We start from the raw sequence: 15,130 nt of genomic DNA on the forward strand, positions 1-15,130 counted from the left end.
GCAGAGCGTCCTTCCGGCTTGTTTTTTGTCAGCGGGAACCCTACTTCCCGCCTTCCTGTTATGCGGTTCACACCGGGCCCGGCTCCTCCGCAAACGCAACGATGCCCCGTTCCAGCGATGCAATCCGCACCAGCGACTCCACGCGGTACCCGGACTGCTGCAGCAGCCGGGCTCCAGGCTGGAACGACTTCTCGATCGCAATGCCGATTCCGGCAACGCGGGCTCCCGCCTGCTCCACAATATGTACGAGCCCAAATGCCGCTTCCCCGTTGGCCAAAAAATCGTCAATGATCAGCACCCGGTCCTCCGGCGAGAGGTATTGCTTGGCGACGGTAATTTCGCTGCTTTCTTTTTTGGTGAAGGAGTATACCTTCTCGACGTAGATGTCTTCGGTCAGCGTCAGCGACTTTTGCTTGCGCGCATAAATCAGCGGCACATCCAGTTCAAGCGCCGTCATAATGCCGGGCGCAATTCCCGAAGATTCGATGGTCAGCACCTTGGTCACGCCTTCCCCGGCAAAACGCCGGGCAAATTCGCCGCCAACCTCCCGCATCAAGGCAGGGTCCATCTGATGATTGAGAAAAGAGTCCACCTTCAGCACACCCGGACTAAGTACCGTACCTTCGCTGATAACCTTTTGCTTCAACTGCCACATGATCCCTTCCCCCTTCTTCCGGTTGTCCTCTTCCCTTGTGGAATGGCCGCCTTATCCGGGCGTTCCCCTCACACCATTACCGCGTCAGCTCCTCCGGCATATTCCCGGTCTGCTGCGGCAGTCTTACGACACCAACGCGCCTAAACAGCTCATCTTACCTGCAATTCCAAAAGTTTGCGGAGCAAACAGCTCACCTTACTTGCGATTCCAAAAGTTTGCGAAGCAAACAGCTTACCTCACCTGCAGATCCAAAAGTCTGCGGAGCAAAATAGCAGCTCTTCCGCCACATTCCCGTTCGATTGCAACAGCCTTTCGACTTGGCCGCGCCCCTCATAGCTCACTTCACCTACAGTCCCGAAGGTCTGCGGGGCAGCAAATTGCCTACGATCGACTTCAGGATCTGATCCTCCGAAACTTGTTCTCCGCCAGTATCCAGGCTGGTAATCCGGATTTCCGAGAAGTTGTCCCCCGGATTCACCGGTTTGAAGATCAGCTTGTCGCGGTCGGCCAGGGTTACGTCAAAATCCATATCCCGGAACATGGAAATCAGCTCGTTTTCATCCGGCAGTCTGCCCGGCTCCAAAATAATCAATCCGCGAAGCCGTTTCGGCCCCTCCGGATGCTCCACCTCAAAATGTACGATACACTCCATCTCTTTTACACCTCCCTGGCTCCGCCGGATTCCAACCCGGCTAAAATATCGACTGAACCGGAAAAAAAGTCAGGTTCGTCATTCCTCATTATCCTGCATAATATACTTGCGGAATATCCGTTCATACCGTTTGCCGTACCGGCTGTCCAGCTCGGCGCCCATATCCTGCTCCAGCTCGAACAGCACCATCTCTTGGGCAAAATGCTGCAGCAGCAGCTCGACAAGCGCCGGATGCTCCGTCACGACCGCCTGGGTCGCACCGCCTTCCCCGCGCATCCCCAGCATCGCCCAGCGCCGGTCGACCACAAAAGAAAACTTGCGGCCGTATGCGCTCCGGTCCTGCGTGGTCCAGGCCGGGAATCCGGCTGGTCCCGCGCTGCCGCCGTCAAACGCCCACAGCAGCTTTACGCCCCGCTCCTCCGCCCCGGCCAGGTTCTCCCGCAGCAGCGAAGCCTCTTCCCGCCAGACGTCGACCACGATTTCGCGCTCCGCTCCTTCCAGCTGGCGGATGAGCGCATCCAGCACATTCCGTTCGCCGTCCAGATTGTAAAAGGAAGCGCTGACCGCGCCTCCCCGGGGCATCTCGCTCTCCACGTAGGCAAGCGAAGCCGCGATGCGTCCGGAGATCATCGTGGCCAGCTCGTCGGGCGTCAGCGCGCTGTAACGCGCCGGCTCGCCTTCGCTGCAGCGGAGATACCCCTGCTGCGTAAGTCGCTGCAATGCCGCATATACGTTGGATCTGGATACCCCGAGCTGCTTGGCTACTTCATAGCCCGAAGCCTGGCCTTTGGCGGCCAGCTCCACCATAATCTTGGATTCCATCTCCGTGAATCCCAAATTGCGCAAATGCAGCAGCAGTTGTTCCATTTATTCTGTCCTCCCAGGCTGACTGACTTCTTATATCTGCTCCGAACCGCAGCGCGGACACCACATGGAGCCTTTGGGCAAATCGGCGCGGCAGATCTGGCATTTCACCATATCCCGCATGCCCGTCTCGTTCTCCGTTTCCTGCAGCTGATAACCGCCGCTCTCTTTCCAGTCGCGGATCCGCCGGTCCAGTTCAAGCTGCCGCTCCCGTTCGCGTTCAAGCTCATCCGCAAGCCGCCGGTCGCGCTCAGCTGCCGCCGCTTCATCCTCATACAGCTCGTAGCCGTGCAGCCCGGCTTCTTCTTCAGAAAGAGCAGGGTCATGTTCGTCCGGGCCATAAAATGTCCCCTGGACCCGCTTCGGCTCGGCGGCCTCCGGCTGCTCTCCGTCTCCGCGGGCTTCATCCGCACGGAACTCCTCCTCGTCAAAAAACGGATGCCGCCCGTCCTGCTGAAGATCAAAGGCAGGAGAAACAGGAGGATGCGCAGGTTCGGCTGCCGGACTCCGCTTCTCCAGCTTGCGGCCGCAGCTCGGGCAGAAATTGGCGTCAAGTCCCACCACATGTCCGCATTTGCAGAGCCGTTCGTTCTTAAGCTCGGCGATGCGCTGGCGGAGCAGCTCGATTTTCTCCTCCAGCTTGACGCACGCGCGGGACAGCTCGGTCATTCTCCCTTCGGCCACGGATAGATCGCGGGAACGGTATCCTTCGTAGAACAGTTTCCCCATCTGCATAAAATGCGTTCCCATTTCACGTTCTATGTCGGAAATTTGGCTGTTGATCTTGCCGATTTCGACAGAGCTCTGCGCTTTCTCCGAAACACGGCTTGCGCTGTCTTTAATGCGCTGCAAAAAATTCATGACAGGCTCCTCCTTCTCCAATGAGCACAAGCTGACTTCTATCGCCCGCGGCGTAAAACCCGCATCACTGTGGCGTCCTTTGCCGCCGCCGGAACTGTGACTCTATCATACCAAATGTAGGGCTGATTTGGAAAAGGGGCGGTAGACATAGACAGGATTCAAATTTTTCCATCCGGTGTATAATAGTAAAAATAGGCTTTGAGAGCGCTTATTCTACCTTGGAGGGGATGTCATTTGCCGGCGAACGCTGACAAAAAAACGTATTATGTATCTGTCGCCCACCGCTTGATCCAAGACGTACGCAACGACTCCAACGAATTCGAGGTCTATCTGAACGACGCCGAGCTGACGGAGCTGCAGGACCGGATGACTGCGCTGGAACAGGACGATAAATACGCCTTCAAACGCGCAGCGGTACCTTACAAATCAGCCGACCGTGACGACGGCATCCGCCAGTACGACGACGCAACGATCGCTCTGTACCAGTATCTGCGGGACCACGGAAGCGAGGAGAGCATCCGGCTGATCGACGGCATGGGCGTGCTGCCCAAGCTGGAGCATACCGGCTACGAAGACAAAGGGTACGGAGACGGGTCGCCTACGAACAAATAGTTGCAACAGTCAGACGCCCATAAGCGGATAGAGCAGACTGGACGGATTCCGAAGCAATGCGCCCCGGAACAGCGCATGCGCTCCGGGCCGTTTTTTTCTGCGCCGGTCAGATTACGGCAGGCCGGAGGAGCAGTGCGCTCCCAGCTTGAAATTCCGTTCCGCCGCTCCGCCCCCGCTTATTCTCCCGATCCCCGTTTATGCGTTTCCTTCCGGAGAAAATTCGGTTAAAATAGGATCAGGCACAAATTTGTAAATCGGGAGAGAATTCGTGGAAGAACAAGAAAGCAGACAGCTTGCGTTACACGGGCTGCACCTGCAAGCAGAGGGCACGCGCGGAAGCCGGGAGGAGTTCATCCGGCAGCTGGATGAGTTCAAGACACTCCCGTCGCTGTACCGCCTGGCGCTGAACGAGCTTCAGAACAAAGTCGAGGTCATCAAGACCGAATGGGAAATCAGGGACGGGTTTTGCCCGATCGAGCATATCAAGTCACGGATCAAGGAGCCCAGAAGCATTTTGCATAAGCTTGAACGCAAGGGCTACGAATGTACCTTTGATAATATGGAGAAATATATTCACGACATTGCCGGGATGCGGATTGTATGTGCCTTCGTAAAAGACATTTACCGGCTGGTCGACCACCTGAGCGTCCGCGAGGACATCCGGGTGCTGGAGATCAAAGATTACATCGCAAATCCGAAGCCGAACGGGTATCAAAGCCTGCATGTCATCGTCGCCGTGCCTCTGGTGCTGCTCGACGGAACGAGATGGGTCAAGGCGGAGATTCAACTGCGGACGCTGGCCATGGATTTCTGGGCCAGCATGGAACATATTTTATACTACAAATTCGATAAGCAGCTGCCGGCGCACGTCGCGGAAGAATTGAAGGAAGCCGCCCGGGCCGCCGACGAGCTGGATCAGAAGATGCTCCGGCTCCGCCGGGAGATTCTGGAGCTGTCCCAGCAGAGCGAAACCGCCGCTGGAGAACTGAAAAGCGAATAAGCGGGAGACCGCCAGATTCGCCGGGCACTGCGCACAATAAAGAGGGCCGTACCTGCATCCTGTAACGATGCGGTACGGCCCTTCTTTTTAGAGGATCGCCCCCGCGCTGCGGAGCGTCTCCCTCAGCAGCCCGGCGTCCAGGTCAGCGGTCCGTACGCCCATGCGGCAGGACAGCGCCGCAGCTGTTCCGGCCGCTTCTCCGGTCGCCATACAGCTCGGCGTGAGCCGTGTGGTCGCCAGCGCTTCATGCGTGGTCGAAATACAGCGTCCCGCGGCCAGAAGGTTATCCGCTTCCCGTGCGACCAGACTGCGGTAAGGGATATCATAGGCGCCGTCGTTCGCAATAAACGCCGACATGACGCCTTTTCCCGAAGGATCATGCAGGTCCACAGGGTAACCGCTGCGGGCGATGCCGTCTTCAAACCGCCTGCCGGAGACAACGTCTTCAATCGTCAGACGGTACAAGCCGTCGATCCGCCGGGATTCCCGGATTCCGATTTGGGCGGCAACCGACGAAATCGATGCCTTTCCGAAACCCGGGACCCGGCTGCGCAGAAAATCGGCCATCAACAGCACCTGCTTCCGGCCTTCTTCTTCCGCCTGCGTCAGGTCCTCCACATCCGTTGCATCCAGCCCCTGCACCCGGGTGCAGTTGACCAACACTTCATCCGGCTCGGGACCGATAAAAAACAGCACCTGATCCCGGTTAATCGGCACATCCGCCTGCGCCCATTCCTCGTAAAATCCCGACACGCCGGTAAGCGGAATCCGGTCAAGCTCGTCAAACGGGGTTTTGGCGTAAAAATTGCCCGGATTGTCCAGCATGGCCCGCCGGATCGCTTCTACATCGACACCCCGCATACGGAACTTCATCGTCATCGGCTGGGACCGGCCGTCCTCTTCCCTTCCCTTCAAGGTCGGCGTTCCCGCCAGGTACGCCACGTCGGCATCGCCCGAAGCGTCGACGAACATCCGTCCTTTCAGCGCAATCCGTCCCGATTTGCCGGTAAGCGTAACGGAGGTAATCCGCTCCCCGCTCCGCTCGACCTGATCCACGAAGCTGTGCGCCAGCAGCCGGACACCGGCTTCCCGCAGCATATCGACAGCCAGTACCTTATAAATTTCCGGATGATATGGCGTAAGGGTCCGGACAAAACCTACCGTATCCCGCAGATGGCCCGGGGATCCCCCGCGTTCCATCAGCTTTTCCACAATTTCCTGGGCGATCCCGCCGATTACCCTTTCCCCGCTCTCCGTATGGAACGTCATCCATGGATAGACGGAAGCTGCGGTAGACATCCCTCCTACGAATCCGTAGCGTTCGATCAGCACGACGTTCGCTCCCAGCCTCCCCGCGGCAATCGCCGCCGCAATCCCGGCAGGCCCGGCTCCGACCACAACTACATCGGCTTCTATTTCTTTGCTGTTGTTCTTCATACGTGACTCCTTCCGCGAGGCAAGTTAACGCTGCATTCCGGCCTTAGACTGCTCTGTTCTAGAGCGTGACTCCTTCAATCCGATCTTAGAATGTGGCTCCTTCAATCCGGTCTTAGACTGCTACTCCTTCAATCCGGTCATGGATACCCCTTCAATAAACTGCTTTTGGGCGAAGAAAAAAACGATCAACAGCGGCAGCGTCGCCATCACCGAAGCGCTCATCAGCAGATGCCAGGAGGTGCCCGACTCGTCGGTGAAGAGCGACAGCGCCAGCGGCAGCGTCATCAGCTCCCTGTCGTTGATAAAAATCAGCGGATCAAAGAAATCGTTCCAGCTGGTCAAAAACGTAAAGATAATCAGCGTGGCAATCGCCGGTCTCGCAAGCGGAAGCATGATCATCGCGTAAATCCGCAGCCGCGAGCAGCCGTCGATCATCGCCGCTTCCTCCAGCTCCTTCGGAATGCTCATAAAAAACTGCCGCATGACAAACACTCCGAACACCCCGCCCGCTCCGAAGATCGGCAGGACGATCAGCGGCAGATGGGTATTAATCCAGCCCAGCTCCCGCATGAACAGGAACATCGGGATCGCGATGACTTCATTCGGGATCATCATTGTGCTGAGCAGCAGCAGGAACACGAAGCTCCGCCCCCAAAACGGAATTCTGGCAAAAGAGTACCCGGCCATAGAGGCGAAAAACACCGTTCCCGCCGTGACCAGCAGCGCAATGTAAACGCTGTTGCCAAAAAACAAATGAAACGGAATCGACTCCAGCACATCAGCATAATTTGCCCAGCGGACCGGCGACGGAATCAGCTGCGGCGGGAATACAAACACATCGGCCGGCTGCTTCAGCGAAGTCGAAACCATCCAGATGAACGGAGTCATCATAATGGCCGACACGATCGTCAGAACTACATAATGCGGCCAGTTAGCGGCCAGACTTCCTCCGGATTTTGCGGGTTGATCAGCTCTCATTCAGAACCCACCTTTTTCTCATCTGCCATTGGACCAGGGTCAGCAGCAGGATAATGATGAACAGCACGTAAGCCAGCGCTGATGCATAACCAAACTCGAACAGCTTAAACGCCCGCTCCCAGATCGTGTAGACAAGCACTTCCGTGCTGCCGGACGGGCCGCCTTGGGTCATCACGTAAATCTGCCCGAACACCTTCAGCGAACCGATAATCGTCATAATCACCGTAAGAAAAATGGTCGGCGTGATCATCGGCACCGTGATCCGGAAAAAGGTCCGCGCCCTTCCGGCCCCGTCGATGCGGGCCGCTTCGTACAGCTGCACCGGCACCTGCTGCAGCGCCGCGATAAAGAGCACCATGTTGAGGCCTACGTTTTTGAGCAGGCTTGTTACAATGACGACCGGCATCGCAAGACTGGTATCGTACAGCCAGGCCGGTCCGGTGATCCCGAGCAGACGCAGCAGCTGATTGATAAAGCCGGAATCAGTAGCGAACATATACTTCCAGACGATGGACCACACAACCAGCGAGGTCATCACCGGGATAAAAATAACGGTGCGGAACGTCCCCGCGCCGCGGATATTTTTGGACAGCGGCAGTGCCAGCAGCAGGGCCAGCACAATGTTCGCCGGAACCAGCCCCGCGGCAAAATACAGCGTATTCCCAAGCACCCGCCAAAATTCGGCATCCCCCGTGATGGCCCGGTAATTGTCCAGCCCTACAAAATTCGCTTCTCCAAGAAGCGGCCAATCGGTCAGACTCATATACAGCGCCATGCCAAGCGGGATCAGCAGCAGCAGGACAAAACCCAGCACCATCGGCGCCACAAACAGCCAGCCCGCCGCGTGGTCTCCTTTGTTTAAAGCCCCGGTTTTCCGCTTTGTCTTCCGCCCGGCGTTTTTTACGTTGATCTGCTCAACCGTTGCCATAACTATCATCCTTCCGGTATAGCTTTATGCGTTCTCCCCAGTCCTTCCCGGCAGCCTGCGGAGGTCTTTTCAGCAAAATGACCCGGCCTGCAATTGGCCGATGTGTTTCGCAGCTCTGCCGCCCGCAGCCTTACAACCGGCCGATTGCGTTTCGCAGCTCTGCCGTCCGCAGCCTTACAACCGGCCGATTGCGTTTCGCAGCTCTGCCGTCCGCAGCCTTACAACCGGTCGATTGCGTTTCGCAGCTCTGCCGCTCGCAGCCTTACAACCGGCCGATTGCGTTTCGCAGCTCTGCCGCTCGCAGCCTCACAACCGGCCGATTGCGTTTCGCAGCTCTGCCGTCCGCAGCCTTACAACCGGTCGATTGCGTTTCGCAGCTCTGCCGTCCGCAGCCTCACAACCGGCCGATTGCGTTTCGCAGCTCTGCCGTCTGCAGCCTTACAACCGGTCGATTGCGTTTCGCAGCTCCGCCACTCCGCGGCGGATGCCTTCCGCCGTATTGCCGGTCACAACGGCGCCTGCCAGCAGCGCCTGGATGCCGCTGTCCGCCAGCGCGGGGACATCCTCCGGCACAATTCGCCGCTGTGTCGGCACAATGACCGGGACCCCCGCATGCGAGGCCAGCCAGCGGTAAGTCAGCAGATCGGCGAAGTTCAGCGGTGTTCCGTATTCCTCGCCGGGCACCACCGAAGCCTCAAGCGCCGTAATTCCAAAGGCGTCCGCGCCTTCAACAAGCGAACGGTCGCTTTTCGCATCGATAGCGAAGGTCCGCTCCAGTCCCGGCGCATGCAGCAGAAAGGAGGGCATATGAAAGGCATAGATGGAAAAAAAGTCGATTCCCAGCTGCGGCAGCCGCTGAATTTCCTCTCGTGAAATCCGCTCCGGCGCTCCTCCCGGCACAATGCCGAGAGGACCGTCAAACCGGGAACGGATCATGCCGATGGTCTCTTCGTAGACTTCAAGCGGGCCGAATTCATTGCCGCTGGCGCGGTGGCCGACGTTGATATGAACCTTCAGCCCGTCGGCTCCTTCCGCAAGCGCGGCTTCCGCCAGTTCAAGCTCGTTGGCCGGAAGGCTGACGAACAGCTGCATCCGCCCCCGCTGCAAAGCTTCACTCAGACGTTTCAATGACCGTTCACCCTTTCTTCGTTATTTCGACAGCAGCGGATCAACTTTGGCTTTGACCGCATCCTGAATTTGCTGCGGCGTGCCGCGCTGGGCGAACAATTCATCAAATCCGGACAAAATCTCCGTGTCGATGTTCTGCCACTTGATATGGCCCGGCTGCACAACCGCCTTCGGCATTTCTTCGATCACGGCCTGTTTGATATGCTCAGGGTCCGGATTGCCTTCCACGTTAAGGAATTCATCAGAGTTCAGTACGGATTCCCGGGGCGGCACAAAAAACGCCGATGTCTTCTGTACGCCTTCCTTGCCTGCCAGGAACTTCAGCAGCTCTTTCGCTTCCTCGGGGTGATCGCCGTCCTTAAAGAGCACGTAGCCGGCCTGCCCCATCATCGGCACACTGCCCTGCGAACCCGAAGGCATAGGGGCGATGCTCCACTCGAAGTTCTTGATCTCCCGCGCTTTGGAGACGAAGCTGTAATTATCAAAAATCATGCCGATCTGACCGGACTCGAAATTCACCTGCTCACCGGCTTTCGGATGCGAGGCGTCCGTAAACATCATCCGGCTGAGCATGTCCAGTGTCTCTACACCGTACTGATCGTTCCACGTATACTGGGTCATGTCTTTGTTGAACGGGCCGCTTCCGTTCGACCAGGAGTAGGAGGCGAGGATGATCCAGGTTTTCCAGTCTCTGAAGAAGTTGGCACCGTATACATTCTGCGATCCGGCGCTGGTCTTGATCGCTTTTGCAGCCTGCTCAAATTCCGCCCAGGTCCATTTGCCCTGCTTCGCCAGCTCGTTTGGCGTGCTTAGACCCGCTTTTTTGAACAGGTCGGCATTGTAAAAGACCACGCTTGGCGGAGTCGAGAACGGAAGCCCGTACAGCTTGCCGTCACTGCGGAACAGCTCCAGCGTCGAGGGGATAATGTCTGCGCTGTCAAAAGCTCCATCGTCAACGATGCTGGATACATCCTCCAGGATGCCGTTAGCCATGAACTGGGGCACCATACGTTCCGACACCCAGGCAATATCGGGCAGCTCCCGGCCGGCGGCCAATACGGACATCTTTTGCTGGTAATCCGCAAACGGAATCGTGTCGATCTGCACCTCGATGTTCGGGTGCTGTGCCGTAAAGTCGGCGGTGAGACCTTCATACAGCTCGAGCTGCGCGGGATTACCCCAAGTCGCGAATTTCAGCAGAACTTTCCCGTCTTTGGAAGTTTCGCCTTCCGCAGCGGACGTATCCGCCTTGTTTCCGCCGCCGCATGCCGCAAGCCCCATCGTCAGTGTTAACGCCAGTAACCCGGTGAGCCATCTTTTCATAACCTCTTCCCCCTAGCCCTACGTTATAATGATTGCTTGGGTTAATTATAGTGACATTATTTTCTGATAAAAACCACTTAATCTTCGGATATGGTACGATTTTTTTAGATTTTTCGGTTTTTTTCGCAAAAAAAAGAGACAACCGCAAACTATAAGTCAGGTTATCTCACATTCCATTTTGTTCTCTATAGGCACCTGGCGTCAGCCCGGTGTATTGTTTGAAGACCAGCATAAAATGTTTGGGACTCTGGTAGCCGGACAACCGGGCGATATCGTACACCTTCAGCTCCGTCGTCTCCAGCAGCCGGCAGGCCCGGCGAATCCGCATTTCCGCGATATAATCTGACAGATTTTCACCCTCCAGCCGTTTGTACAGCTGACTGAGGTAAGACGGATTCAGCCGCGCCCGTTCAGCTAGCGTCTGGAGCCGAAGATCTTCGTCCGGATGGTCCGCGATGTACGCCTTCAGCTTGCGGATCAAGCGCCGCCCTTCGCGGCCGGTGGGCGCTGAATCGCCCTCCGCCTCAACCGCAGCGCCGAGGCTGCCATCTCCGGGTGCTCCTGGCGTTCCGGGTGTTCCCGAGGTTCCCGGTGTTCCTGGTGTTCCCGGTGTTCCCGGTGTTCCGGGCGTTCTCGGTGTTCTGGGTGTTCCTGGTGTTCCTGGTGTTCCTGGTGTTCCTGGTGTCCCGAGCGTTCCCGGTGTTTCGGGCGTTCCCGGTGTTCCCAGTGTTTCGGGCGTTCCGGAGGTTCCGGCTGCCCCCGCTTCTCCATTTTTTCCAGCTGCCTCGATTACTCCAAACCTCCCGGACCCTCCTGATGTTGCTGGTGTTGCTGATCTTCCCGATGTTCCGGATCGTTCGGCTTTTCCTGCATCCCCAGCTTCACTATATTCTCCGGTTCTTCTGGATTCTCCGGTTCTTCCGGCCCGCCCAATTCTTCCTGCCCCAAATCCGGCAGTTGAACCAGCTCCCCCGGCCGCTTCCCCCAGCGCTTGGCGGATTTTGTCCAGCGAGGTGACGAATGCTCTCCGGTCCACAGGCTTCAGCAGGTAGTCGGTCACCCCGTACTGCAGCGCTTTTTGCGCATAAGCAAAATCTCCATACCCGCTGATCACAACAACAGGCATCCGGCCATAGACCGAGCGAAGTTTCTCGATCATGCGCAGACCGTCCATTTCTCTCATCCGGATATCTGTAATCACAGCGTCGACCACGTTCCTGTCCAAAAACTCCAGCGCTTCTTTTCCGTGCGCAGCCTCTTTGACCACCGCAAAATCTGGTGCGGCCCGCCCGATCAAGTCGCGCAGCCCCTGTCTGATAATCTCCTCATCCTCAACGAGCATCACTCGGATCATGACTGTTCCTCCCTGTCCTTAACGAGCTTCTCCCTGTTTCGCTGTTATCCTTGTTCTGCATAAGCATCAATCCTGCCGCTTCTCCTTGTTCTGTCTGCATAAGCATCAATCCTGCCACTTCTGCTCGCTCTCCATAAAACGTCACTCTAACCTTGGCTGCTCCGCCGCCTTGTACCCAATCGGAATCATCAACGTGAATGCCGCCCCCTGGCCGGGACTTCCGTCCACTTCCAGACCGTACTCTTCCCCAAACATGAGCACGAGGCGCTGCTGAATATTTTTAAGGGCAACGCCGCTGCCGTTTTCCCGGAGTACTTCACTTTCCCACAGCGGACCGCCGTCACGCAGTATTTCACTTTCCCGCAGCGTCCCGCCATCCAGCCGCACTTCACTTTCCCGCTGCATCCAGCCGCCTCGCAGTATTTCGCTTTCCCGCAGCGTCCCGCTATCCCGGACCGTCCCGGGACTTCGCACCGCCGCCGGCTCCAGCAGCCTGGCCCTAAGAGCAGCCAGTTCCCGCTCATCGAGTCCCCGCCCGTCATCGCGCACCGTCAGCAGCAGATCTTGTTCGAACCGGACCGCGGAAATCCAGATTGTACCGCCATTTTCCCGGTCGCCAATCCCGTGTACGATCGCATTTTCAATCAAGGGCTGAAGCATCAGCTTGGGAACCAGGCACGAATCAATGCCCTCCTCAACATCAAACACCGTCCGCAGCCGGGGGCCCAGCCGCATGGATTGGATGCGGATATAGGAGCGGGCATCCTCCAGTTCTTCCTCCAGCGGAATAAAGCGGCGGTCCTGATCGACCGCTCCGCGGATCAACCGCCCGAGCGAGGTGGCCATTTCCGAAATATCCTCGCTTTGTTTGCTGCGGGCGAGCATGCTGATCGACTCCAGCGTATTGTAAATAAAATGCGGGTTAATCTGGGACTGCAGCGCAGCCAGCTCAGCTTCCTTTTCCCTTATACCCAGCACGTAAACTTCGTGTACTAGCCGGTCGATCTCCTCCACCATCCGATTGAAGCCGGCGCTCAGCCGGCCGATCTCGTCGCCCGAAACGACGGGAACACTCTGCTTGAAATCACCGCGTTCCACCAGCCGCATTTTTTTCATCAGCGTCCCGAGCGGCCGGGTGAGCCGGTAAGAAAAAAACGTCGCCAGCCCCCCGGCAGACAGCAGGCATACCGCCCCCACCAGCAGGGTGAAATCGCGCAGCTCCTCAGTTTCCGCCAGCAGCGACCGAAGCGGAATATAGCTGGTGAAGCTCAGATCAGAATAGGAGGAATAGTCCGAAATAACCAGATATTCACCCCCGTTCAGTTCGAGGCGGCGCACCGAGGTTTCGCCTGAGGTTGCGGGACGGACTTTTTCAAGCGGTGCCCCATGGGCCGTTTCTCCGTAAAACAGCTCGCCGCGGCTGTTCTGCACCACCAGTCCTCCGCTCTCCTCGAACTTGATATTTTCCACAACCGTCCGGAACAAATCCAGCTTCAGATCGATTTTGACCACGCCGAGCATCAGATTGGTATTGGGCTCCCGGATCAGGCGCGCCACGGAAAAAAAGCTGCGGTTATCGTCCAAATAATAAGACGGATGATGGGGCGGCAGCAGCACCCAAGCACCGTCCGCCTCTGCTACCCGGGCGTACCAGGATTGGCTTTTCACGTCCGTGAATGCCGCTATCGCGCTCGGAGCCTGGCTCGAGAACACATATCCGTTCTGCGCAAACAGCTGGATGCTGTCAATCTCCGGACGGTCAAACGTCATACTTGCAATATAGAGCTGCATTTTGGACCGTTCATCCACCGTCGGCTGTCCGGCTGCGGCCATGCTTGCATCACTGTACTTCCGCAGAATCGCCAGCACGCCGGAATCGTAAAGCGGCATGAGCGACAGCCGCTGCGTCTCCATGAGCGTCCGGTCAAGATTGCGGTTCATTTGTCCAACCAGTTGAACGGTATAATCGGCGGCTCTTCGTTCAGTGGAATCGGAAAAATCGACATAGGTCGCCACGCCCTGAAGACTAAGCGGGATCAGGGTCAACGCAAGTACAATCAGCAGAATTTTGGAGCGGAGGCTCCAGGTTTTGCGGGGAACTCGTCGTCTAAGCACTTTCAGCGCCTCCTTGGCGGGAACCTGTCGTTTGTACACTTCTTGCACCGCTCTTGCGGAAACTGTTGCCTAAGCACTTCCCGCACCCTCCTCTGGCGGTTCTGTCCGGCCCTTTTGTACCGTTTATCGGACACTGCTCTGAAGAAATGTACCGCAGCCTATCCCAGAGGGAAGGGGCAGGGTGGCAACCGGCCGATCGGTCCTCCTCCAATTTAAACGCTATTATACCATCGCTTTTTGAGCCGTAAAGAGGCTTTCTCCCCGCGGCAGCAACTCGTCAAGACTCAGGCGATACTCTAGAGGATTAGAGCCCTCTTAAAGCCGCAGGCGAAGCTGCTCCCCTACTCAGGACAAAAAACGCAAAAAAAAGCGGCAGCCCTAGAATATGCTTCTAAGGCTGCCGCTTTGATCGGCATTTTGAATATTGACCGTCATTTAAACGTTCTGAGCACGTATTCTTGCGGCGGCTTTTATGGCCGGGACCGCAAGCAAGCCGCATTTATTCCTTTTTCTCCGGCGGAGCGAAGAGCCGGGACGAACCGGCGCGCCGAACCGCTCCTTCCGCCGCTCGGGCGACCAGGCGCTCCAGCCCTTCGGAGGCCCGGGGCACCCGGCCCGTCAGGCCGCCCGGCAGAGCAGTCGGCGCTGCATCCGGCGCGGGGCGGGGCGGCAGCGGCCGCGGGCCGAGCCCGGCGAAGCCCGGGCCCGGCCGGTGCAGCTCCGCCTCGTCTTCCGCATCGGCGAGCCACCCGGCGCCCGCCGCATGCGGGCGCCGGCGGTCCAGCCGCTGCAGCTCAGCCGCTAGCGCGCCGCGGGCCGGTGCGCCGGACGCCTCCCGCCAGGCGGCAAACGCCGCCTCGGACAAGGCGGGCCGCGGCAGGCCGAACAGCGCCAGCACGAGCGCGCGGGCCGCAGCCAGACGCCGCAGCGCTTCCTCCAGAAGCGCCGCGCCCTCCGGACATCCGCCATCTCCGCACGAGCACTCCGGCGTGCCCAGGCTCGCCTTCAGCTCCGCCAGCTCGGCAGGCGGCGCCGGCGTCCGGCCCGACAGCAGGTCCGCCAGGCCGGATGCCGAAGCCCCAAGCTCATGGGCTGCTTCCGCCCGGCGGGCGGACGGCCACAGCTTCGTCTGCACCGTGATCCGGTGCCGCCTCCCGTCCTTGACAGGCGCGGCCTCGGCGGTAAGACGCCCCGGCACGGCTTCTATTGAAATCGGCAAGGCC

At 58.1% G+C, this 15,130-nt stretch carries 14 protein-coding genes; 2 read left to right on the top strand and 12 right to left on the bottom strand.

The annotated features are described in order from the left end of the window. Positions 1–67: 67 nt before the first annotated feature. From ACE6ED_RS16680 to ACE6ED_RS16695, 4 genes are all read right to left on the bottom strand, one after another. On the bottom strand, positions 68–655 hold the full coding sequence (locus ACE6ED_RS16680) for a xanthine phosphoribosyltransferase (RefSeq protein WP_410828331.1): 588 nt from the start codon (positions 653–655) through the stop codon (positions 68–70). 346 nt (positions 656–1,001) lie between these two features. Then, positions 1,002–1,307 carry a hypothetical protein gene (locus tag ACE6ED_RS16685; protein ID WP_410828332.1) on the bottom strand — a complete coding sequence of 102 codons (306 nt, stop codon included), beginning with the start codon at positions 1,305–1,307 and terminating at the stop codon, positions 1,002–1,004. 78 nt (positions 1,308–1,385) lie between these two features. Then, complete coding sequence (locus ACE6ED_RS16690) at positions 1,386–2,174, bottom strand: TrmB family transcriptional regulator (RefSeq protein WP_410828333.1); 789 nt, start codon at positions 2,172–2,174, stop codon at positions 1,386–1,388. 30 nt (positions 2,175–2,204) lie between these two features. Continuing rightward, positions 2,205–3,032, bottom strand: coding sequence for a zinc ribbon domain-containing protein (locus tag ACE6ED_RS16695; protein ID WP_410828334.1), 828 nt, complete (start codon positions 3,030–3,032; stop codon positions 2,205–2,207). 234 nt (positions 3,033–3,266) lie between these two features. On the opposite strand from ACE6ED_RS16695, the gene ACE6ED_RS16700 reads away from it, so the two are divergent. Continuing rightward, positions 3,267–3,644: a hypothetical protein gene (locus tag ACE6ED_RS16700; RefSeq protein WP_410828335.1), complete on the top strand. Its 378-nt coding sequence runs from the start codon at positions 3,267–3,269 to the stop codon at positions 3,642–3,644. A 313-nt stretch (positions 3,645–3,957) separates the two neighbouring features. Next, the gene (locus ACE6ED_RS16705) at positions 3,958–4,644 is read left to right on the top strand and encodes a GTP pyrophosphokinase (RefSeq protein WP_410828443.1); all 687 of its coding nucleotides are present in this window, start codon (positions 3,958–3,960) and stop codon (positions 4,642–4,644) included. A gap of 87 nt (positions 4,645–4,731) precedes the next feature. Here ACE6ED_RS16705 and ACE6ED_RS16710 read toward each other — a convergent pair whose 3' ends face one another. From ACE6ED_RS16710 to ACE6ED_RS16745, 8 genes are all read right to left on the bottom strand, one after another. Then, the gene (locus ACE6ED_RS16710; RefSeq protein ID WP_410828336.1) at positions 4,732–6,081 is read right to left on the bottom strand and encodes an FAD-dependent oxidoreductase; all 1,350 of its coding nucleotides are present in this window, start codon (positions 6,079–6,081) and stop codon (positions 4,732–4,734) included. Between the two features lie 120 nt (positions 6,082–6,201). Further along, the gene (locus ACE6ED_RS16715; RefSeq protein ID WP_410828337.1) at positions 6,202–7,059 is read right to left on the bottom strand and encodes a carbohydrate ABC transporter permease; all 858 of its coding nucleotides are present in this window, start codon (positions 7,057–7,059) and stop codon (positions 6,202–6,204) included. Next, on the bottom strand, positions 7,049–7,987 hold the full coding sequence (locus ACE6ED_RS16720) for a carbohydrate ABC transporter permease (RefSeq protein WP_410828339.1): 939 nt from the start codon (positions 7,985–7,987) through the stop codon (positions 7,049–7,051). Before ACE6ED_RS16720 ends, ACE6ED_RS16715 begins: the two co-directional genes overlap by 11 nt. Positions 7,988–8,425: 438 nt before the next feature. After that, positions 8,426–9,115 (bottom strand): hypothetical protein, encoded by a 690-nt coding sequence (locus tag ACE6ED_RS16725; protein ID WP_410828340.1) that lies wholly within the window; start codon positions 9,113–9,115, stop codon positions 8,426–8,428. 21 nt (positions 9,116–9,136) lie between these two features. Beyond that, positions 9,137–10,438 (bottom strand): ABC transporter substrate-binding protein, encoded by a 1,302-nt coding sequence (locus tag ACE6ED_RS16730; RefSeq protein WP_410828341.1) that lies wholly within the window; start codon positions 10,436–10,438, stop codon positions 9,137–9,139. Positions 10,439–10,604: 166 nt separating this feature from the next. After that, positions 10,605–11,792, bottom strand: coding sequence for a response regulator transcription factor (locus ACE6ED_RS16735; protein ID WP_410828342.1), 1,188 nt, complete (start codon positions 11,790–11,792; stop codon positions 10,605–10,607). A gap of 141 nt (positions 11,793–11,933) precedes the next feature. Beyond that, positions 11,934–13,907 carry a cache domain-containing sensor histidine kinase gene (locus tag ACE6ED_RS16740; protein ID WP_410828343.1) on the bottom strand — a complete coding sequence of 658 codons (1,974 nt, stop codon included), beginning with the start codon at positions 13,905–13,907 and terminating at the stop codon, positions 11,934–11,936. Positions 13,908–14,406: 499 nt separating this feature from the next. Then, complete coding sequence (locus tag ACE6ED_RS16745) at positions 14,407–15,126, bottom strand: hypothetical protein (RefSeq protein ID WP_410828344.1); 720 nt, start codon at positions 15,124–15,126, stop codon at positions 14,407–14,409. Positions 15,127–15,130: the final 4 nt, after the last annotated feature.

The organism is Paenibacillus nanchangensis (assembly GCF_046543445.1).
GTDB classification, from domain to species: Bacteria; Bacillota; Bacilli; order Paenibacillales; family Paenibacillaceae; genus Paenibacillus_AQ; species Paenibacillus_AQ nanchangensis.

What these genes read in the sequence shown, in the direction of transcription:
- ACE6ED_RS16695 (WP_410828334.1), bottom strand. Translation starts at nt 3,032, where the DNA reads ATGAATTTTTTGCAGCGCATTAAAGACAGCGCAAGCCGTGTTTCGGAG.
- ACE6ED_RS16690 (WP_410828333.1), bottom strand. Translation starts at nt 2,174, where the DNA reads ATGGAACAACTGCTGCTGCATTTGCGCAATTTGGGATTCACGGAGATG.
- ACE6ED_RS16730 (WP_410828341.1), bottom strand. Translation starts at nt 10,438, where the DNA reads ATGAAAAGATGGCTCACCGGGTTACTGGCGTTAACACTGACGATGGGG.
- ACE6ED_RS16715 (WP_410828337.1), bottom strand. Translation starts at nt 7,059, where the DNA reads ATGAGAGCTGATCAACCCGCAAAATCCGGAGGAAGTCTGGCCGCTAAC.
- ACE6ED_RS16710 (WP_410828336.1), bottom strand. Translation starts at nt 6,081, where the DNA reads ATGAAGAACAACAGCAAAGAAATAGAAGCCGATGTAGTTGTGGTCGGA.
- ACE6ED_RS16685 (WP_410828332.1), bottom strand. Translation starts at nt 1,307, where the DNA reads ATGGAGTGTATCGTACATTTTGAGGTGGAGCATCCGGAGGGGCCGAAA.
- ACE6ED_RS16735 (WP_410828342.1), bottom strand. Translation starts at nt 11,792, where the DNA reads ATGATCCGAGTGATGCTCGTTGAGGATGAGGAGATTATCAGACAGGGG.
- ACE6ED_RS16720 (WP_410828339.1), bottom strand. Translation starts at nt 7,987, where the DNA reads ATGGCAACGGTTGAGCAGATCAACGTAAAAAACGCCGGGCGGAAGACA.
- ACE6ED_RS16680 (WP_410828331.1), bottom strand. Translation starts at nt 655, where the DNA reads ATGTGGCAGTTGAAGCAAAAGGTTATCAGCGAAGGTACGGTACTTAGT.